This window comes from Roseovarius sp. MBR-51 (genome assembly GCF_053628575.1).
Genome location: NZ_JBRJGQ010000007.1, coordinates 93,175 through 113,096 on the forward strand (window position 1 = coordinate 93,175; position 19,922 = coordinate 113,096).

The 19,922-nt window shown below is 63.6% G+C and carries 17 protein-coding genes; 7 read left to right on the plus strand and 10 right to left on the minus strand.

Features of this window, described 5'->3' with window-relative positions; all coding sequences use genetic code 11:
• The first annotated feature begins 174 nt into the window (after positions 1-174).
• Positions 175-1,158, plus strand: coding sequence for a KpsF/GutQ family sugar-phosphate isomerase (locus tag ACSSVY_RS11720; RefSeq protein ID WP_454269735.1), 984 nt, complete (start codon positions 175-177; stop codon positions 1,156-1,158).
• A 6-nt stretch (positions 1,159-1,164) separates the two neighbouring features.
• Here the strand turns inward: ACSSVY_RS11720 and ACSSVY_RS11725 are convergent, their stop codons facing one another.
• Genes ACSSVY_RS11725 through ACSSVY_RS11740 form a run of 4 tightly spaced genes read right to left on the minus strand, consistent with a single transcriptional unit; the run spans position 1,165 to position 5,280 of the window.
• Positions 1,165-3,273: a molybdopterin-binding protein gene (locus ACSSVY_RS11725; protein WP_454269736.1), complete on the minus strand. Its 2,109-nt coding sequence runs from the start codon at positions 3,271-3,273 to the stop codon at positions 1,165-1,167.
• Positions 3,270-3,761, minus strand: coding sequence for a molybdopterin-guanine dinucleotide biosynthesis protein B (gene mobB / locus ACSSVY_RS11730; RefSeq protein ID WP_454269737.1), 492 nt, complete (start codon positions 3,759-3,761; stop codon positions 3,270-3,272). The genes ACSSVY_RS11725 and mobB overlap by 4 nt, the downstream gene beginning before the upstream one ends.
• Positions 3,758-4,393 carry a molybdenum cofactor guanylyltransferase MobA gene (gene mobA, locus ACSSVY_RS11735; protein WP_454269738.1) on the minus strand — a complete coding sequence of 212 codons (636 nt, stop codon included), beginning with the start codon at positions 4,391-4,393 and terminating at the stop codon, positions 3,758-3,760. The genes mobB and mobA overlap by 4 nt, the downstream gene beginning before the upstream one ends.
• Complete coding sequence (locus ACSSVY_RS11740) at positions 4,390-5,280, minus strand: formate dehydrogenase accessory sulfurtransferase FdhD (protein WP_454269739.1); 891 nt, start codon at positions 5,278-5,280, stop codon at positions 4,390-4,392. The genes mobA and ACSSVY_RS11740 overlap by 4 nt, the downstream gene beginning before the upstream one ends.
• A 57-nt stretch (positions 5,281-5,337) precedes the next feature.
• On the opposite strand from ACSSVY_RS11740, the gene ACSSVY_RS11745 reads away from it, so the two are divergent.
• The gene (locus tag ACSSVY_RS11745; protein WP_454269740.1) at positions 5,338-6,060 is read left to right on the plus strand and encodes an AzlC family ABC transporter permease; all 723 of its coding nucleotides are present in this window, start codon (positions 5,338-5,340) and stop codon (positions 6,058-6,060) included.
• On the plus strand, positions 6,057-6,389 hold the full coding sequence (locus ACSSVY_RS11750; RefSeq protein WP_009819241.1) for an AzlD domain-containing protein: 333 nt from the start codon (positions 6,057-6,059) through the stop codon (positions 6,387-6,389). The genes ACSSVY_RS11745 and ACSSVY_RS11750 overlap by 4 nt, the downstream gene beginning before the upstream one ends.
• 10 nt (positions 6,390-6,399) lie before the next feature.
• On the opposite strand, the gene idi is transcribed toward ACSSVY_RS11750, so the two are convergent.
• From idi to ACSSVY_RS11780, 6 genes are all read right to left on the minus strand, one after another.
• Positions 6,400-6,915 carry an isopentenyl-diphosphate Delta-isomerase gene (gene idi, locus ACSSVY_RS11755; RefSeq protein ID WP_454269741.1) on the minus strand — a complete coding sequence of 172 codons (516 nt, stop codon included), beginning with the start codon at positions 6,913-6,915 and terminating at the stop codon, positions 6,400-6,402.
• Positions 6,912-8,090, minus strand: coding sequence for a geranylgeranyl diphosphate reductase (locus ACSSVY_RS11760; protein ID WP_454269742.1), 1,179 nt, complete (start codon positions 8,088-8,090; stop codon positions 6,912-6,914). The genes idi and ACSSVY_RS11760 overlap by 4 nt, the downstream gene beginning before the upstream one ends.
• Before the next feature lie 2 nt (positions 8,091-8,092).
• Positions 8,093-9,385 (minus strand): BCD family MFS transporter, encoded by a 1,293-nt coding sequence (locus ACSSVY_RS11765; protein WP_454269743.1) that lies wholly within the window; start codon positions 9,383-9,385, stop codon positions 8,093-8,095.
• Complete coding sequence (chlG, locus tag ACSSVY_RS11770) at positions 9,382-10,293, minus strand: chlorophyll synthase ChlG (protein ID WP_454269744.1); 912 nt, start codon at positions 10,291-10,293, stop codon at positions 9,382-9,384. The genes ACSSVY_RS11765 and chlG overlap by 4 nt, the downstream gene beginning before the upstream one ends.
• A 69-nt stretch (positions 10,294-10,362) precedes the next feature.
• Entirely contained in the window at positions 10,363-11,748 is a 1,386-nt protein-coding gene (ppsR, locus tag ACSSVY_RS11775) for a transcriptional regulator PpsR (RefSeq protein ID WP_454269745.1), read from the minus strand.
• A gap of 81 nt (positions 11,749-11,829) precedes the next feature.
• On the minus strand, positions 11,830-12,624 hold the full coding sequence (locus ACSSVY_RS11780) for a cobalamin B12-binding domain-containing protein (protein WP_454269746.1): 795 nt from the start codon (positions 12,622-12,624) through the stop codon (positions 11,830-11,832).
• Between the two features lie 377 nt (positions 12,625-13,001).
• Between ACSSVY_RS11780 and bchF the strand changes: the two genes are divergently transcribed.
• Genes bchF through ACSSVY_RS11800 form a run of 4 tightly spaced genes read left to right on the plus strand, consistent with a single transcriptional unit; the run spans position 13,002 to position 19,849 of the window.
• Positions 13,002-13,490, plus strand: a complete 489-nt coding sequence (gene bchF, locus ACSSVY_RS11785; RefSeq protein ID WP_454269747.1) for a 2-vinyl bacteriochlorophyllide hydratase — start codon at positions 13,002-13,004, stop codon at positions 13,488-13,490.
• Positions 13,487-14,767, plus strand: coding sequence for a ferredoxin:protochlorophyllide reductase (ATP-dependent) subunit N (locus ACSSVY_RS11790; RefSeq protein WP_454269748.1), 1,281 nt, complete (start codon positions 13,487-13,489; stop codon positions 14,765-14,767). The genes bchF and ACSSVY_RS11790 overlap by 4 nt, the downstream gene beginning before the upstream one ends.
• Complete coding sequence (gene bchB / locus ACSSVY_RS11795) at positions 14,764-16,305, plus strand: ferredoxin:protochlorophyllide reductase (ATP-dependent) subunit B (protein WP_454269749.1); 1,542 nt, start codon at positions 14,764-14,766, stop codon at positions 16,303-16,305. Before ACSSVY_RS11790 ends, bchB begins: the two co-directional genes overlap by 4 nt.
• Positions 16,295-19,849 carry a magnesium chelatase subunit H gene (locus tag ACSSVY_RS11800; protein ID WP_454269750.1) on the plus strand — a complete coding sequence of 1,185 codons (3,555 nt, stop codon included), beginning with the start codon at positions 16,295-16,297 and terminating at the stop codon, positions 19,847-19,849. The genes bchB and ACSSVY_RS11800 overlap by 11 nt, the downstream gene beginning before the upstream one ends.
• The last annotated feature ends 73 nt before the right edge of the window (positions 19,850-19,922 follow it).

Genomic DNA, 19,922 nt, shown 5'->3' on the forward strand with positions numbered 1-19,922 from the left:
TACCAGCCACAAAATCGCAAGCGCCGGGGGACGCTGTCCCCCGGACCCCCCGAAGTATTTTCAGCAGGGTGAATGGCACAGTTTCGCAGGGTTCATTTGCCGCAAATCAGCATCCTCCGCTTGGCCCCGGCCGCGTGACACGCTAACAGTTGGCGCAAAAGGAGGGCTGCGCCCATGTCTACCGACAAGACCCAAAGCGAGACCCCGAGCGAGACCCCGAGCGAGATTGCCCGCGACGTCATCCGAATCGAGGCCGAAGCCCTGACCGCGATGGGGGCAGCCCTGCCCAGCGACTTTGACGCGGTTGTGGCGCGGCTGTTGGAAGTGCGGGGGCGGGTGATCGTCTCGGGCATGGGGAAGTCCGGTCATATCGCCGCCAAGATCGCGGCCACCATGGCCAGCACCGGCACGCCGGCGCAATATGTCCATCCCGGCGAGGCAAGCCACGGCGATCTGGGGATGATTACCCGCGAGGATGCGGTGATCCTGATGTCCAATTCCGGCGAGACCCGCGAGTTGGCCGATATCATCGCCCATTGCCGCCGCTTCGCGATTCCCTTGATTGCCATTACCAAGAAGGCCGAGAGCACCTTGGGGCAACAGGCGGATTTTCTGCTCACCCTGCCGAACGCCCCCGAAGCCTGTGCCATTGGCATGGCCCCCACCACCAGCACGACCTGCACGCTGGCCCTGGGGGATGCGCTGGCCGTGGCGATGATGCGGTTGCGCGGGTTCGAGCGCGAGAATTTTCTGGCGTTTCATCCCGGTGGCACCTTGGGTGCGCAGCTCTTGCGGGTGTCGTCGGTGATGCATCGGGGCGATGCCTTGCCAGTCGTGCGCGAGACCACACCGATGGGGGAGACATTGCTGGAAATGACCGCCAAGGGGTTTGGTGTGGCGGCCGTGGTCGAGGATGGTCGGCTCTTGGCGGTGATCACCGATGGTGACTTGCGCCGGAACCTGTCGGACCTGATGGCGCGTACCGCCGGAGAGGTGGCAACCCGCAATCCCCGCAGCATTTTGCCGGATGCGCTCTTGTCAGAGGCGTTGGGAGTGATGAACACCAACAAGATCAGCGCATTGTTTGCCGTGGACGAGTCCGGGCAACTTTGTGGGCTTGTGCATATTCATGATGCGTTGCGCGCCGGGGTGGCGTGACGCCGGTCAGGCGCTGAGAAAGCTCGTATAAGGGATATAGCGGACCGGGTCGCCGGGCTGAATAGTGGCCGCGCAGTCCGGCAGTTCCACCAGCCCCTCGGCCCAGCTCAATCCGCTGATGCGGCCAGAGCCCTCAGAGGCGAAAACCTCAACTCGCCCGTCTCGGATGCGGGCACGTAGATATTCGCGGCGGCCGGGTTTCTTGCGTTTCTCAAAACCGGCGGGCACATCAAAGCCTTGGGGCACGGACCACCCTGCGCCAGACAGAAGCCGAAATGCGGGGCGCGCGAAGATCAGCGCGCAAACGAGCGCCGCCACCGGATTGCCCGGCAGGCCAAAGACCGGCACGCCGCGCCAGAGGCCAAGCGCCAGCGGGCGGCCCGGTTTGAGCGCAATCCGCCATTGGGCCATCGCCCCCGCCTCATTCAACAGGGCCGAGACGTGATCTTCATCCCCCGCCGAGGCCCCGCCGGAGGTGAGGATCGCATCGGCATTCTGGGCAGCGCGGTCCAAAGCGGCGCGCAGGGTCGCGCGGTCATCGGCAATGCGCCCGAGATCAAGCGGCGCATAGCCCATCTGCTGCAAGAGACCCAGGAGCATGGGACGGTTGGCGTCATAGATTTGCCCCTCGCGGGCGGGCTCGCCCGGCTCGACCAACTCGTCCCCGGTCGAGATCACCGCGACGCGCAACTGATCATGGATGGGCAGGTCAGAGAGCCCGACGGCGGCGCAGAGCGCAAGATCGGCGGGCGTAATCACACGGCCCGGCGAGAGCACCGGCGCGCCGGCCGCCACATCCTCGCCCGCGCGGCGGGTGTTTGCGCCGGGTTTGAGGCCCGCACGAAAGGCGATGCGGCCCTCGCCCAAGGTCACATCCTCTTGCAGGATCACGGTATCGACGCCCGCAGGCAGGGCCGCACCCGTCAGCACGCGGACCGCGTAGCCGGGCGGCACGGTGCCCGGATAGGGCACACCAGCGGCGGCGCGTCCCTCAACGAGCGGCAGCACCTGATCGCCGGTCGTCAGGCTTGCATGGGCAAATCCGTAGCCATCCACGGCAGTGTTCGCCTCGGGCGGATTGGCGCGGGGGGCGGTGACGGGGGCGGCGAGAACGCGGCCAAGCGCCTGCGCCAGAGGTGCGCGGGTCTGGCCGACGACGGGGCGCAGCCGATCGCGCAGGAGGGCGAGCGCGTCATCGACCGGCGTCCAATCGACGCCAGCAGGCAGCGCAAAGCAATCGTTGCGCAGGGGCGGCGGTTTGAGCTGATCGTCGCAGGCGGCAATCAAGTCGTCTTCATGTCCCAGACCCAGTATCCAACCTTCCTCGGGGGCATCCACGTCCAGCATGGCGGCAAGCGTGGCGGGGCTCACGCGGCCAAGGGCGCGCGCCATCAGGCGCACCTGATGGGCGTCACGGATGCCACCCTCCGCTTCGGCGCGCTTTACAGCAGGATTGATCAGACCCGGCCAAGTCTCGACCAGCGCCACGGGCTTGTCCAGCACCTCGAACGGCCAGACGGAGACCTGCCCGTAGAACCTGCGCCGCAACCGGTTGAGCACCGGCAGCCCGGTCAGCATCTGCCCGCCCACGGCCCCCGCGCCCCCCAGCTGCCAGCAGGTGAACGCGCCCGGCGCCCGCGCATCCGCTTTGCGCTTCTCGGGCAGGCCGTGCCCTGCGCGCGTGTCCTTGCGCGGCAGGTTCGTAATGTCACGCTGCACTCCGTTGAACCAGAATGGTCCCACACCGGGAAAGCGGCCATTGATTTCGCCTGCCACGTCAAAGCGGTTATTGGCCTTTGGTGCATCCTCGATCACCGTTTCCAGCCAGTCCCAGACCGCAAAGGGATTGTCGCACCCGGTCAGCCCCTGCGCGAAGCCTGTCGGGAAGCCGAAGGGAAAATCCACGCCGATCAGCAACCTGCGCCCCGCCGCAATCTCTGCCGCGATGAGGGACATGAGCGCCGCTTCGGCCTCTGCCCGGTTGCGCAGATAGAGGGGGGCCTCCTCCGTCGCGTGGCGCGTGACCCCGAGCCAGATCGCATCCCGACACGGGCGCGGGCCGGTATCCTTGCCCCCCGACCAATCCAGCATCGCAAAGGTGTCGAACGGGGTCACAATCCCACCTCGGCCAGAATGAAATCGGCAATCGCCGTGGTGTCGTTGAGATCAAAGAGCGGACGGTCGATTTCAAGTGCTGTATCGGTGGCCACCGCGCGGATGGTGGGATCATCGGTGGCAATCAACGGATTGCCGGTCTCGGCCCGAAACGCCTCGACCTTGGGGTGGCGGTCACGCTTGTAGCCCTCTACCAGAACCAGATCGACCGGGGCGAGTTTTTGCAGGAGGGTTTCGAGACTGGGTTCTTCAGCATCCCGCAATTCATGCATCAGGGCAAAGCGGTTGCGCGACGCCAAGAGCACCTCGGTCGCGCCTGCGATGCGGTGGCGATGGCTGTCCTTGCCGGGTTGGTCCACGTCAAAGGTGTGATGCGCGTGTTTCACGGTCGAGACAGTATAGCCGCGTCCGGTGATTTCCGCCACCAGCCGCTCCATCAGCCCGGTCTTGCCCGCGTTCTTCCAGCCGGTGACGCCATATATCCTCATGCTGCTGCTCTCCTGCGTGCCACGTCCAGATCCTCGGGCGTGTTGACGTTGAAAAAGGGATCAAGCGCGTCGTCGAATACCGCCTCGCGCCCCTCGTGTTTGTCGGTCCAGATCACCACCTTGCGTAGCCCATCCATCAGCGCCGCGCGCAGGTCATGGCGCAGCGCCGTGGGCCAGAGGCCAAAGGTGGGGTGGCGGATCAGACCGCTGCCGCTCATGGATTTGGTGTCCGTATCGCCGCGCGGAGTGGCGGCAAGGACGAGGGGATGCGCCATGCCTGACGCAACCTCGATCAGATGCGCCACCAGATCGGTCGGGAAAAACGGTGTGTCGGCGGCGACGGTGACGATGGTGTCGGCCCCCTGCCCCGCTGCCCAATCAAGACCGGCCAGAACCCCCACCAGCGGCCCGGCGAAACCGGGGATGGGATCGGGCAGAACCGGCAGGCCAAACGCCGCAAAGCGGGCAGGATCACCATTGGCGTTGAGCGCCATCGCCCCGACCTGCGGGGCCAGACGGTCCATCACATGCGCAAGGATCGGGCGATTATCGAGCAGCAACAACCCCTTGTCGCCGCCGCCCATGCGCGTGGCCTGCCCACCTGCCAGAATCACCCCGAGGGGACGGTTCATACGTCTGCCCCTTTGCGGCGGTGTTTCTTGTCCTCATCCCCTACGCTGTCGGGGTCTGCATCCCGCAAGAGGCGGTCATCCCCCGAGAGGCAGACAAAGCGTTTGCCGCGCATCCGGCCAATCAGGGTCAGCCCCACCTGACGGGCGATTTCCACACCCCATGCGGTAAAGCCCGAGCGCGAGGCGAGCACAGGAATCCCCATCATCGCCGTCTTGATCACCATTTCCGAGGTCAGACGCCCGGTGGTGTAGAGGAGTTTATCGCCCGCCTCAACGCCTTCGCTGAGCATCCATCCCGCGATCTTGTCCACGGCGTTGTGGCGGCCCACATCCTCCATATAGACCAGCGGGCGGTTGCCCTGGCAGAGCACGGTGCCGTGAATCGCGCCTGCCTCAAGATAGAGCGAGGGGGTGCGGTTGATCACGCTGGCCAGCGCGTAGAGATCAGACGTTTTCACCGTCACGGCAGGCAGGGTCACGCCCTCGAGCCCCTCCATCATATCGCCAAAGACAGTGCCCACGGCGCAGCCGCTGGTGCGGGTCTTTTTCTTGAGCTTTTCCTCATAGTTGGTCTGGCCATCGGTGCGCACCACAACGGTTTCCAGCTCGTCATCATAATCCACGCCCAAGACAGTTTCTTGCGGTCCGAGCATGCCCTGATTACGCAGGAAGCCAAGCGCCAGATATTCGGGATAATCGCCAATCGTCATGGCGGTCACGATTTCCTGCGCGTTGAGAAAAATCGTGAGCGGGCGTTCCTCGACCACCGAGATTTGCGTGTGGTTGCCCTCATGATCCATGCCCTCGACCGAACGGGTCAGGCGGGGGGCTGCGGGATCGGGCGCGATGAGATAAGACAGGAGGTCCTCGGTCGTGGCCAATTGCATCTCCTTCTGGCATTGGGTAGGCGGTGTCAGAGCACGGGGGCAACTTAGGGGCAAGCGGTGCATAGGCAAACCACCAATTCGACCTATTGGCAAGGCGTGCGCGACGGCGCGCCCTTCATTCTGGTGATTGTTCCCTTCTCGCTGCTCTTTGGCGTGGTGGCGACCGAGGCTGGGCTGAACGTGTTTGAAACGCTCAGCTTTTCGGTTCTGGTGATCGCCGGGGCTGCGCAATTCACGGCGCTGCAATTGCTCAGCGATGGCGCACCTACCGCGATTGCGCTGATTTCCGCCTTGGCGGTCAATCTACGGATGGCGATGTATTCGGCCTCGCTCACGCCCTATATCGGCGGGGCGAGTTTGGGACAGCGGGCGCTGGCCGCCTATTTCACGGTGGATCAGAGCTATGCCTGTGCGATCGTGAAATTCGAGCAGAACCCCGGATGGACAGTGCCGCAGCGGCTGGGGTATTTCTTTGGCGTGGTCACGCCGATCTGTCCGCTCTGGTATATTTTCACGCTGGTGGGGGCGCTGGTGGGCACCTCGATTCCCGAGGGGTTGGCGCTCGACTTTGCGCTGCCGATCACGTTTCTTGCGATGATTGCGCCGATGCTGCGCACGCCGGCGCATCTGGCGGCGGCGTTTGTGTCTGTGACCTTGGCGCTGGTGTTTGCGTTCCTGCCCTATAACCTCGGGCTGCTGATCGCGGGCCTTGCGGGCATGATGACCGGCGCGCAGGTCGAGTTGATCCTTGAGCGGCGCAAGGAGGCGCGTTTGCCATGATCGACAAGACAAGCCTCTGGATCGTGATTGTGCTGCTCGGGCTGGGTAGTTTTGGCCTTCGCTTCGTGTTTACCGGGCTGATTGGCGACCGGCCCTTGCCTGCGTGGCTGCTCCGGCATCTGCGCTATACGGCGGTCGCGGTGCTACCGGGATTGGTTGCGCCGCTGGTGGTCTGGCCAGCCGCTACCGGCGGCACGCTGGATGCGCCGCGCATGGCGGCGGCGGCCGTGACGTTGATTGCGGGCTATGTGCTGCGCAATGTGATCGTGGCGATTCTTCTGGGCGCCGTGACGCTCTATGGCGGGCTGGCGCTGATGGGGCAGATCTGAAGCGGCGACGTCAGGCGAAGATTTGCGCCGCGTGCTCGGCCATGTAAATGCGCAACCACGGCGTATAGCGGGTGGGATGCATGCGGATCGCGGCATAGAGCGCGTTGAGCGAAATCCAGCGGGTGTCCATCACCTCTTCGGGATTCGGCGACAGGGCGCAGCGCGCAGGCAGGCGACACATGAACATGTCCACCACCTCATGCTCGGTCAGCCCGCCGCCGACATCGGCGCGGTATTCGACCTGATCACGGGGGGTTAGGGTAAGGCCGGTGATGCCCAATTCCTCGGACAGCCTGCGATGCGCGCAGGCGAGCGGGTCTTCGCCCCAATGCGGATGGGTGCAACAGGTGTTGGCCCAGAGACCGGGGGTATGATATTTTCCAAGCGCGCGACGTTGGATCAAGAGATCCTCGCCCGCCATGACAAAGACCGACACCGCCTTGTGCCGCAGCCCGCGCTGATGCGCCTCGAGCTTGTCGACAGCGACCAGATCGCCGCCTATCCATGTGGGGATCAGCGCTGTCATACGCGGGTCGCGGAGACCAGCCGCGTCAGATGGGCGAGGTTCTTCAACCCGATCTTGAGATGCGCCATGGGCCGCGCCTTGACCAGTTTCTTGTTCATGTAGGCCTCGAATGTCAGCCGTTGCACATCAACGTCATGGCAGAGCGAGACAAACCGCTCGCGCCGCTCGTCGGACTTATAATAGGCATTCTGCATCGAGGCCAGAACCCGGAACACGGTTTTATGGTCGCGCATGAAGAGTTGACGGGCGAGTTTGAGATCGCGAGTGCGACCGGAGGCGAGGCAGGCGCTTGCGGCTGTCGCGGCAACCCGGCCACCCACCATGGCGTAATAGATGCCCTCGCCCGAGGACGGAGCAACGACACCCGCGGCATCGCCTGCCAACACGACGTCACGGCCATTGTCCCAGCAGTCCATCGGTTTTAGGGGAATCGGTGCGCCCTCACGGCGGATGGTCGGGCAATCGGTCAGGCCGGAGGCCGCACGCAGATCGGCGGTGGCCTGTTTGAGATCCACGCCCTTGACCATCGAGCCCATGCCGACGCTGGCGGATTTGCCATGCGGAAACACCCAGCCGTAGAAATCCGGCGAAATCGCCCCGTCATAGATCACATCACAGCGTTTTGGGTCATAGGCGGCTGTCGCTTCCGGGGCCTCGATGATCTCGTGATAGGCGATCACATAGGGGATCTTGTCGCCGCCCGGCACCTCGGCGCGGGCCACGTTGGAGCGCGCCCCATCCGCACCGATGATGAGGCGGGTGCGCAGGCTGCGTTCGTCACCCGTTGCCTTGTCGCGGTAGATCACCGCCGGTGTCGGCCCGCTGCGGTCGATGCGCAGATAGGTGCCGGTGGCGCGGATTGCGCCGGCCGAAGCCGCGCGGGCCCTCAGGAATTCGTCAAAATGCTCGCGATCCACCATGCCGACAAAGCCGTTCTCAATGGGAATATCGACATGCCGCCCGGTGGGCGAGATCATGCGCGCGGTGGTGATCTTGGCGACGATCTGATCGTCGGGCAGGTGGAAATCAGCAATGAGGCGCGGGGGAATTGCGCCGCCGCAGGGCTTGATCCGTCCGGCGCGATCCAAGAGCGCCACCTTATGCCCTGAGCGGGCCAGATCCTCGGCTGCTGTGGCCCCGGACGGGCCGCCCCCGATTACGACGACATCAAACATGGTCATTCCCCCGGAACAAGTGTCGCGCCCCGGTCGCGACCGTGATCAATCACCCTGAGCGCGAGCAGCGCCGAGAGCACGAAAAGGCCAGCTTCAAAGAGAAAGACCGCGCCAAAGGCTGTTACATCCGTATTGGAGAGCGCCCGCATGATATCGACGAGAGCGGCGCCCGAGAGGCCGCCAAAGCCTGCGGCCATCGCCTGTGCCGCGCCCCAGAGCCCCATGCGCGTGCCTTCGCGGGCCTCGCGCCCCTGCCCTGCCAGTGCCATCATCGCGCCAATCGCGCCCACTGCGAACATTCCGTTGAAGAACCCAAGCACGACGACGATCGGGACGAGGGCCGCCGCCGCGCCCGAGGCCCCGAGCAGCGCAATCGCTGCAAGCGCCGACGCCGATCCCAGACAGCCCGCCACAACCCAATGCCGGATCGACCCGAGGCGCAGGCCGGTGGCCGCAATGCCCACTGTGAGCATGCCGAGAAAGACCCCGCCATTCTGCGCGCCAGAGAGTTGGGTGGATTGGCCGGGCGTAAAGCTGAAGACAAGACCGGCATAGGGTTCAAGGATAAGTTCCTGCATGAAATAGGCAGTCATCGACAGAAAGACAAAGATCGTGAAATGCCGCGCCTCACGCTCCCCCCAGATCTCGGCCAACCCTTCGCGAAATCGCAAGGGGGCATCGGCGCGGGCGGGCTGAACGCCGACACGCGCCTCAATGCCGTGAATGGCCAGCGCTGTCAGCACGACCGCGCCGACCGCGACGACACCGACGATTTCGAGCAGCAACGCAGGGCTGTAGGGGTCCAGAAACCCGCCAACAACGGTCGCCGTCACCGCGATGCCGCCGATCATCATGAGCCAAGTGATCGTGGCCGCCGCCGCCCGGCGACGTGGGGCCGTGGCCGTGGCCAAGAGCGCCAGAAGCGAGGTGCCAGAGGCCCCGACCCCCACCCCGATCAGCGCATAGGCAAAGATCGAGAGGGCGAGGCCAAGCGCGAAATGCGACTCCATCACCACGACGCCAAAGGCCGCAAGATAGCCGCCCGAGGCCAGCACCGCCATGCCGCCAATGATCCAGCGGGTGCGATGACCGCTGGTGTCGGAGAGATAGCCCCAATTGGGCCGTGTGATCTGAATCCCGTAATGCAGCGCCACCAGAAGACCCGGCAGAACGGCGGGCAGCGCCAATTCCACCACCATCAGGCGGTTGAGCGTCGAGGTAGTCAGCACGACGACCGCGCCAAGGCACATCTGCACCAGACCCATGCGAAAGATTTGCAGCCAGTTCAGTGTCATCCTGCCCCTCCGACGATGCGGACGGCAAAGGCGGCGATCATCATGCCAGTGACATATGCGGTCACGCCCGTGCCGTTATACCAAGGGGCGCGGCCCTTGGGATCGGAGAGCAGAATACGCATTGCCCAGAACTGGCCAAGGACAAGTATGCCGATTGCGGCGGCATGCCACGGGCGGCCCCATGCGAGCAGCAGACCGATCACGGCCAGTTGTGGCAGGGCCATGACGATGCAGGCGACGCGCGCGGCGCGCTCTGGTCCGAGCGTGACCGGCAAGGAATTGACGCCGGTCTGGCGGTCGCCCTCCAATGCCTTGAAATCGTTGAGGGTCATGATGCCATGCGCGCCGATGGCATAGAGAGCGGCCATCAGGATGACCGGCGCGCTCGGCGCGCCAGCGGCCAGAACAGCCGCGCCCGTGAACCATGGCAGACCCTCATAGCACAGCCCGACAAGACCCGGCCCCCAGATGCCCGAACGCTTGAGGCGCACCGGCTCTGCCGAATAGGCCCAGGCGGCGAGCACTCCGAACACGGTTGCCCCAAAGCCCCAAGGGCCAAGGAATGCCCCCATGATCAGCGCCAAGACCGACATGGCGAGCGCCACCCAGAGGCCCCAGCGACCCGGCACGCGACCAGATGGGATTGGGCGATGCGGTTCGTTGATCGCGTCGACATGGCGGTCACACCAGTCATTCGCGGCCTGACTCATGCCGCAGACCACTGGCCCCGCCAGCACCATGCCAAGCACCACCAGCCCCCAATTGCTCAGGGGGGATACGCCGGAGGATATCACCCCGCAGAGGTAGGCCCAGATGGGCGGAAACCATGTGATCGGCTTGATCAGGGTGAGCAGAGCCCGAGGCTCTGGCAGGCGGCGCGCAATGTGTAAAGACTCTGTGACACTCATAGTGTCAATTAAACTATACATTCACCTGTGAGGGAAGCAGTTTCTCGGGCCAAGCGATCACAACGCGGCTTAATCTTCGTCCTGCGCGTTGATCAGACCAAATTTACGAAGCTTGACATAAAGGCTCTGACGCGAGAGCCCCAGCATTTCCGCAGCGGCCACGCGGTTGTTGTTGGTCAGACGTACGGCGGTTTCAATGCACATCTTCTCGACCACATCCGAGGTGGCCGAAACCAATTCCTTGAGGGACGCGGTGCCGACAAGGTCCATGACATTGCGCATCGCCTCTTCGCTGACCACAGCCGAGGCCTCTTCGACCGTTGGCATGTCACGCGGTGTGGTATCGCGGATGATCAGCCCGACGCCCAGATCGACATTGCGCCCGCGCAGACGTGCCGCCGAGATGTCAACCGAGGCGCGGCTGCCGACGATGCTCTGGATGTGCGCGCCATAGTTGCGCATGCGCCCCGTCTTGCGGGTATTGTCCAGAATGATTTTGAGATCGACGCTGCCGCGCGACAGGAAATCCGCCATGGACCGGCCCTGCACGTCGCGCAATTGAGCCGCATCGGACAACACCAGAAATCCCTCGTTGGCATCACGGATGAGACCGTTGGAATCGAGCAGTACGATAGCGTCGCTGGCCGCCTCGAAGAGCGCCGTCAGCGATTGTGTGGATTCGGGGCGCGCCGCCTCTTCATCCTCGATCGGGGCCATACGGCAGAGCATGAGAACTTCGCCGGAGGCGCGAAAGAGATCAGGGGTCAGCTGAAGCAGGCGACCATTCCGTCGGGCCACGGCCTCGACCCCGGTGATTTCATCCGAGGCGGCGGCCGCACGCAGCTGGTCCATGAACGAGCCGCGTCGCTGCCCTTCAAAGGCCTGCGCAAAGGCATTGCCGTTCAGCACGTCGCGCTTGGAGCCAAGCAGAAGCGCCGCGGCGGAATTGATATCGCGGATGCGACCCTGATCAGGGTCGATCAGCACAAGCGGTGTCTCGGAGGCTTCGAGCACGACACGGTAACAGGTCTCAATGCCGCGGAATTTCTCAAGCTCGCGTTCGCGGGCTATCTGTTCGCGCACAAGCCGCTGCTGGATTTCCGCCAAGGGCTGCATATCCCGGCCCAACAGCAGAACGCCACCGCTCTCGGGTTCGCGGTGGAGTGTGTAGCGCACCGGAAATTCCCAATTGGCATTGTCGCGGTGATTGAGTTCGATGGGGCGAGGCAAGCTGTCGGGGTCAGCGCGCATATCAGCGATGCGCACGTCGAATTTGATCCGGCTCTCCGACGTCAGGAAGTTGCGGAAGTCCCGCCCGATCCAATGTTCAAGGCTGCCCAGCTCGGGGAGATCAGGGCTGACAGATATGGCCGTGACAACCGTCCTGTCATCGACCATGACGGCGATGTCAGAGGCTTGTTCGATCAGGCGATCTACGCTTGACGACCCGGGCAATCCACCCGTGTGAGGCCGCTCAGTCGTCCTGTTCTGCTTCGTCACGCTGTCATCCCAACTCTCGCGCGCGAGGCGCGCGGATTACGCACTGGTGTCGATTGATAACGCGTCAACCACTGATGCAAGACCGCACAGCTCAATCGCTTCCCGTGCTGTCCGTACTGCAAAATCCGCGCCAGTCCTCTTTTCCACTTCTCTCGGCTCATCTACAAGGCGCCCCCCAATGACGATTGGCGGACAGTATTCCAGATTAGAACGTAGGTAATCTATTAGTTCTGTCAATCGTTCAAGCGTTTTTGCGCTTCCTGCGGTAATACCTGCCATTGCAAATCTGCCTGAGCCCAGAAGGTGCTGCAACTCCTGATCCTCAAGCCCGATGGCCATATGAACCCAAATGCCATGCCGCCGGAATTGATCCGCTGCGACAAATGCGCCGATGGAGTGGTCCTCGAACGTCGGCACGATCATCAGGACCGATTGGCCCAAGGGAATGCTGCGATCCATCCACCCGCCGAGATCCGCCGCGTCGCGCGACCGAAACAGCGCTTGAAGGCGCGCCGCCCCTACGGTGACATCGACAAAGCTGGCCTTGTCCTGCACCCACATTTCGCCGAGAAAGCGCGCCGCGTCCGGCACGTAACTCTGATATATCTCATTCGATGGAATGCCATTGGCCACCATCGCCGCAACCACGCGCTGATGCGCGGCCTCGGATTCATCTGTCAGCGCGGCGCAGAGTCTGGCAATCCACTCGCTCCGGCTCTTGGGAATTTCCCCGCCCTGCTTGTCGAGCGCCACCTTGCGCAAGGCAGATTCGACGAGAAACCTAATTCCAGATGCTTGCGGACCAGACCCACTATCGTCGGGTTCTCTCATGCGTTGCCCTCCCAGGCGACCCTGCTGTCCCACGATCCTCTGCGTGCCGCTATACTGCGAATCGCACATGGAACAAAAGGTCGGCGCGTTTTCTGCTCCGTCTGATTTAGTGTGCGTCTACAAACGTCAAATGTCAAATTATCCTGACAGGTCGTCCTGATAAATCGTACATGCACCTGTAATCCCCTCATATTCCTTGTGAGCAAGGCCTGAGGCGTGCGTTATTGCCTAAATTTTACCCCTGAATGCCATAGGGATCAGGTGCGTCCAGCGAGAATGACAGATGCGCGGCCGATTAAAGTGTAAATTATAATTGACACATTTGGACTTCAAATCGTAGCATCAAGGAGAAGTGACCAGACAGGACCGGAGGGGATATGGCGCGACAGGCGCATCATCAACAAGCGACCGGGACGCTGTACACCGCCGCAGAGCGGATGCGCCGCGATGCTACGGCCTGGACGCTTGTACAGGGCATTCTGGCGCCTGTGCAGTTTCTCGTCTTTCTGGTCTCGCTGGGTCTGGTGCTGCGCTATCTCGCCACGGGCGACGGGTTCGCGGTCGCCACCGGGTCGATCGTTGTTAAAACCGGAGTGCTCTATCTCATCATGGTGACAGGGGCGATCTGGGAAAAGGTCGTGTTCGGGCAATACCTCTTTGCACCTGCGTTCTTTTGGGAAGATGTTTTCAGCTTTGGCGTCATCGCCCTGCACACCGCCTATCTCTGGGCGCTATGGACCCACGCGCTGTCACCGCAAGGTCTGATGGGTCTCGCGCTGGCGGCCTACGCGGCCTATGTCATCAACGCCGGACAATTCCTGTGGAAGCTGCGCATGGCGCGCCTTCAGGCGGGGGAAGCGGCATGAGTTTCGACACGCCCCCCAGCACTGGATGCCGCGACGCCCCGGTCCTGCGCGAGCGCGGTCAGCACGAGGTGTTTTGCGGACTTACCGGCATCATCTGGCTGCATCGCAAGATGCAGGATGCGTTCTTTCTGGTGGTCGGCTCGCGGACCTGCGCACATCTGCTGCAATCCGCCGCTGGCGTGATGATCTTTGCCGAGCCACGATTCGGCACCGCCATTCTGGAAGAGACCGATCTTGCCGGTCTCGCCGATGCACAGGTCGAGTTGGAGCGCGAAGTTGGCCGCCTGATTGCGCGCCGCCCCGATATCCGGCAACTCTTCCTTGTGGGGTCTTGCCCGTCTGAGGTCATCAAGCTCGATCTCGCGCGCGCCGCCGAGAAGCTGAGCGTGCAGCACGCCCCCCATGTGCGGGTGCTGAATTATTCCGGTTCGGGCATCGAGACAACCTTTACCCAAGGCGAGGATGCCTGTCTGGCCTCAATGGTTCCGGGCCTGCCCGAAACCGACGCACGCCAGTTGATGCTGGTCGGCGCGCTGCCCGATGTGGTCGAGGATCAGGCGCGCGATCTGTTGGCGCAAATGGGGATCACGGATGTGACCATTCTGCCCGCGCGCCGTGCAGATGATCCGGTGGCCGTTGGACCGAATACCGTCTTTGCTCTCTTGCAGCCTTTCCTTGGCGATACGCTGGCCGCGCTCGAACGGCGGGGCGCACGGCATATCCCGGCCCCCTTCCCCTTTGGCGCAGAGGGCACGACCGGCTGGTTGCGCGCCGTGGCCGATGAATTCGGCGTCGATGACGCCACATTCGAGCGTGTCACCGCCGCCCCGCGCGACCGCGCCACCCGCGCCGTCGCCCAAGCCGCCGAGAGCCTGCGCGGCAAGTCGATCTTTTTCTTCCCGGACAGCCAGCTTGAAATCCCGCTGGCGCGGTTCCTGACCCGCGAATGTGGCATGCGCGCCGTCGAGGTGGGCACACCCTTCCTGCACAAGAACATCCTCGGCCCCGATCTCGACCTGCTCGAGGCAGGCCCGCAACTGACCGAAGGGCAGGATGTCGAGCGTCAACTCGACCGGTGCCGCGCCGCACAGCCCGATCTGACGGTCTGTGGTCTCGGCCTTGCCAACCCGCTCGAGGCCGAGGGGCTGGCGACCAAATGGGCGATCGAGCTGGTCTTTACCCCGGTGCATTTCTACGAACAGGCAGGCGATCTCGCAGGGCTCTTCTCGCGCCCGATGCGCCGCCGCGCGGCTCTCAAACTGGGGGCAGCATCATGAAGCTCACGCTCTGGACCTATGAAGGCCCGCCGCATGTTGGCGCAATGCGCGTCGCCACCTGCATGAAGGGGCTGCATTACGTGCTGCACGCACCGCAGGGCGATACCTATGCCGACCTGCTCTTTACCATGATCGAACGGCGCAACCACCGCCCGCCCGTGACCTACACCACCTTTCAGGCGCGCGACCTTGGGGCCGATACCGCCAATCTCTTCAAGACCGCCTGTCAGGCCGCCTATGACCGGTTTCAGCCGGAGGCGATGATTGTCGGTGCCTCCTGCACCGCCGAACTGATTCAGGACGACCCCGGCGGCATGGCCGAAATGATGGGCCTGCCGGTGCCGGTCATCGCGCTGGAACTGCCCAGCTATCAGCGCAAGGAAAATTTCGGCGCGGATGAAACCTTCTTTCAGATCACCCGCACGCTGGCCAAGCCGGTCGAGAAAACCGCGCAAATAAGCTGCAATCTGATCGGCCCGACCGCCCTCGGGTTCCGGCACCGGGACGACATCACCGAACTGACCGGCATGCTGGCCGATATGGGCATCGCGGTGAATGTGGTGGCTCCCTATGGCGCGTCCCCCTCGGATATCGCCCGGCTTGGGGCCGCGCATTTCAACGTGCTGATGTATCCTGAGACTGGCGAGAGCGCCTGTCGCTGGATGGAGCGGGAATTGAGTCTTCCCTTTACCAAAACCGTTCCTATCGGCGTCGGTGCCACCCGCGATTTCATTCGCGAAGTCAGTCTTCTGGCGGGCGTTCCTCAAGCGATGGATGAAGAGCGTTTGCGTCTGCCTTGGTATTCGGCCAGCGTCGACAGCACCTATCTGACGGGCAAGCGCGTGTTCATCTTTGGCGATGGCACCCATGCCGCCGCCGCCGCCCGCATTGCCCGTGACGAGATGGGGTTCGAGGTGGTGGGGCTTGGCTGTTACAACCGCGAGATGGCGCGGCCCATTCGGGCATTGGCCAAGGCCTATGGGCTCGAGGCGCTGATCACCGACGACTATCTCGAGGTCGAGGCCGCGATCGAGGCCGCATCACCAGAGATGATCCTTGGCACCCAAATGGAGCGGATGATCGGCAAACGGCTGGGCATCCCCTGTGCCGTAATCTCTGCCCCCGTGCATGTTCAGGATTTCCCGGCCCGCTATTCCCCGCAGATGGGGATCGAGGGGGCCAATGTGATCTTTGACACTTGGGTACATCCGCTCGTGATGGGTCTCGAAGAGCACCTCTTGCATATGTTCCGTGACGATTTCGAATTCCACGACGCCGCAGGCGCCAGCCACCATGGCGGGCAGCATGTGGCCAATGACGCAGGGTCAGCCCCCTCTCACCCTGAGGCCAGTGTGCCCCAGGAAACAGCGTCCGCTGTGGTGATCTGGCTGGCGGATGCCGAGCGCGAGCTCAAGAAAATCCCATTCTTCGTGCGCGGCAAGGCCCGGCGCAACACCGAGATCTTCGCGACGGAAAAGGGACTGAGCGAGATCGGGATCGAGACGCTCTATGAGGCAAAGGCACATTATGCGCGATGATCTGACCCCTGCCGCCCCCTACCGCGTCGTGATCGTGACGCTGGATGCCCATGCCGCAGGGGCCTGTGCGCGGGTGGCCGAACGGATGGCGGCGGAATTTCCCGGTCTCACATTGAGCGTGCATGCCGCCGCCGAATGGGGCGAAAACCCCGAGGCTTTGCAGACTGCGCGCGCCGATGTGGCGCGCGGTGATCTGATCCTTGTGAGCCTGCTCTTTCTCGAAGAACATCTCAAGGCGATCCTGCCCGACCTGCAAGCGCGGCGGGATCACTGCGACGCGATGATCGGTATCATCGCCGATGCGCAGATCGTCAAGCTGACACGCATGGGCACGCTCGATATGGCTGCTCCTGAAACCGGGGCGCGCAAACTGATCAAGCGGTTGCGCGGGTCGGACAAGCCCTCGGTCGAGTCGGGCGAAAAGAAGATGAAGATGCTGCGGCGGTTGCCGCGTATTCTGAAATTCATACCCGGCAAGGCGCAGGATCTGCGCGCGTGGTTTCTGGTCATGCAATATTGGCTGGGCACGTCGGATGACAATATCGAGGCGATGTTGCGGTTCCTCATGTCGCGCTATGGCCATGAGGCCCGCTGGCGCGGATTGCGCGTTGCGGCACCGCAGGATTATCCCGAAGTTGGGGTGTATCACCCCGATTTGCCGGAGCGGATCACGATTGATGCCGCGCGCCTGCCGGTGCCCGCAGGGGCAAGCGGTACGGTCGGCCTGCTGGTGATGCGCAGCTATGTGTTGTCGGGCGATCATGCGCATTATGACGCGGTGATCCGGGCGCTTGAGGCGCGCGGCCTGCGGGTGATCCCGGCCTTTGCCTCGGGTCTGGATGGACGCCCGGCGGTCGAGCGGTATTTTGAGGGACGCGTCGATGCGCTCTTGTCGCTGACCGGGTTCAGCCTTGTGGGGGGACCGGCCTATAATGACAGCGCGGCGGCGGTTGATCTGCTGAGCCGCCTTGACGTGCCCTATGTGGCCGCCCATCCGCTGGAGTTTCAGACCTTGGCGCAATGGGCCGGGTCTGCGGGAGGTCTGGGGCCGATCGAGACCACGATGCTGGTCGCGCTGCCCGAGATTGACGGGGCGACCAACCCGACCGTTTTTGCGGGACGGCACGGCGATGTGGCCTGTGACGGCTGCGCGCATCGGTGCTCCGGCGGAGGGGATGGAGCCAAAGCGATGGCCCCCTGCCATGAGCGGATCGACGTGCTCGCGCGGCGGGTGGCGCGGCTTGCGCATCTGCGGCGGCAAGAGGTGGCGGCACGCCGGGTTGGCATCGTGCTCTTCGGCTTTCCACCCAATGCGGGCGCTGCGGGCACGGCGGCCTATCTCGATGTGTTCCAATCGCTCCATAACATGCTGCATGCCATGGCCGCTGAGGGCTATGACGTGACACCGCCCGAAACGGTCGAGGATCTGCGCCGCGCCGTGCTGGAAGGCAGTGCGCGCCAATATGGCCAGGAGGCCAATATCGCAGCGCATGTCGGCGCGGATGATATGGTGCGCAATACGCCTTGGCTGCGCGAGATCGAGGCACAATGGGGGGCGGCCCCCGGCAAGGTGCAATCGGACGGGCGCGGGGTCTTTATCCTTGGCGCGCAATTCGGCAAGGTGTTCGTCGGGTTGCAGCCGGTCTTTGGCTATGAGGGCGATCCGATGCGGTTGCTCTTTGAGCGCGGATTTGCCCCGACCCATGCCTTTGCACAGTTTTATCTGTGGCTCAGGAACAGCTTTAACGCCGATGTGCTCTTGCATTTCGGGATGCATGGCGCGCTGGAGTTCATGCCGGGCAAGCAGGCCGGGCCGGGCGCGGGCTGCTGGCCCGACCGCCTGATCGGCGATTTGCCCAATGTCTATCTCTACCCGTCCAACAACCCCTCGGAAGCGAGCCTTGCCAAGCGGCGCAGCGGTGCGGTCACGGTCACGCATCTGACGCCGCCGCTGGCAAGCTCTGGTCTCTACAAGGGTCTGGCGGAACTCAAGGACAGTCTCAAGCGCTGGCGCGAGATGGCCGGGGACGCCCCCGAGCGTGCCGAACTCCGCGCCTTGATTGCGGACCAAGCGATCGTGGTCGATATGGGCGGACGCGAGCCGGATACGCTCTGGCTGAAACTGCTGGAGACCGAAGAGGCGTTGATTCCCGAGGGCATGCATGTGCTGGGGCGGCCCATGAGCGCCGAAGCGCGGGCGGGCTATCTTGCGATCATGGACAGCACCGATGCCGAAACGCGCGCTCGGGTTGATCTGATGCTGCAACAGGAAACGGAGATCCCCGCCCTGCTGCATGCGCTGGGCGGGCGGTTCACCGCGCCGGTGCCGGGGGGCGACCTGATCCGCTCGGCGGATATTCTGCCCACGGGCCGCAATATCCATGCCTTCGATCCCTTCCGCATGCCCACTGAATTCGCCTGTCGGGATGGTGCGCGGCAGGCACAGCGTCTGCTCGACACGCATAAGAGCCTGCCGCGTTCAATCGCGCTGGTTCTCTGGGGATCGGACAATATAAAATCCGACGGTGCGCCGATGGCGCAGGCGCTGGCGCTGATGGGGGCAAAGCCACGGTTTGACTCTTTTGGACGCCTCTCCGGTGCGGACCTTATCCCGCTCGAGGTGCTGGGCCGCCCACGCATTGATGTGATGATGACGCTTTCGGGCATTTTCCGTGATCTGCTGCCCTTGCAGACGCGGATGCTGGCCGAAGCGGCCTTGGTGGCCGCACAGGCCGATGAGCCCGACGAGATGAATTTCATCCGCGCCCATGTGCGCGCTCAAATGGCCAAAACCGGGTGTGATCTCGAGGCGGCAGCGCTGCGGGTCTTCTCGAATGCCGAGGGTGCCTATGGTTCGAATGTGAATCAGATGGTGGACAGTTCCGCCTTTGACGACGAGGACGAGCTGGCCGATGCCTATCAGGCGCGCAAGGGCTTTGCCTACGGCGTCAACGGCAAGGCGACCGCCCAGGGCGCGCTGTTGCAGGCGGCGCTGGAACGGGTCGAAGTGGCCTATCAGAACCTCGAGTCGGTCGAGTTGGGTGTCACCACGGTGGACCATTATTTCGACACGCTGGGCGGCATTTCCCGCGCCGTGCGCCGGGCGCGCGGCGGCAAGGAAGCGGTGATCTATATCTCGGACACCACGCGCGGCACCGGGACCGTACGCACACTGGCCGATCAGGTGGCGCTGGAGACACGCTCGCGCTCGCTCAACCCGAAGTTCCACGAGGGTTTGTTGCGCCATGGGGCCGAAGGCGTGCGCCAGATCGAGGCGCATGTGACCAATACGATGGGCTGGTCGGCCACCACCGGACAGGTGGAGCCGTGGATCTATCAGCGGATTTCCGAAACCTTCGTGCTCGATGAGGTGATGCGCAAGCGGTTGAGCGATCTCAACCCGGTGGCCTCGTCGCGCATGGCGAACCGCCTGCTCGAAGCGCATGACCGCGCCTATTGGCAGACCGATGCCGCGACCCTCGCCGCCCTGCAATCCGCAGCGGCGGCAATGGAAGACCGTATGGAAGGGGTGGCCGCAGAATGACGACTGTTTGCACATGTGACGAGTGCCGGCGTGGGGGCCAGCCCCCACACCCCCGGAGTATTTCGGGAACGAT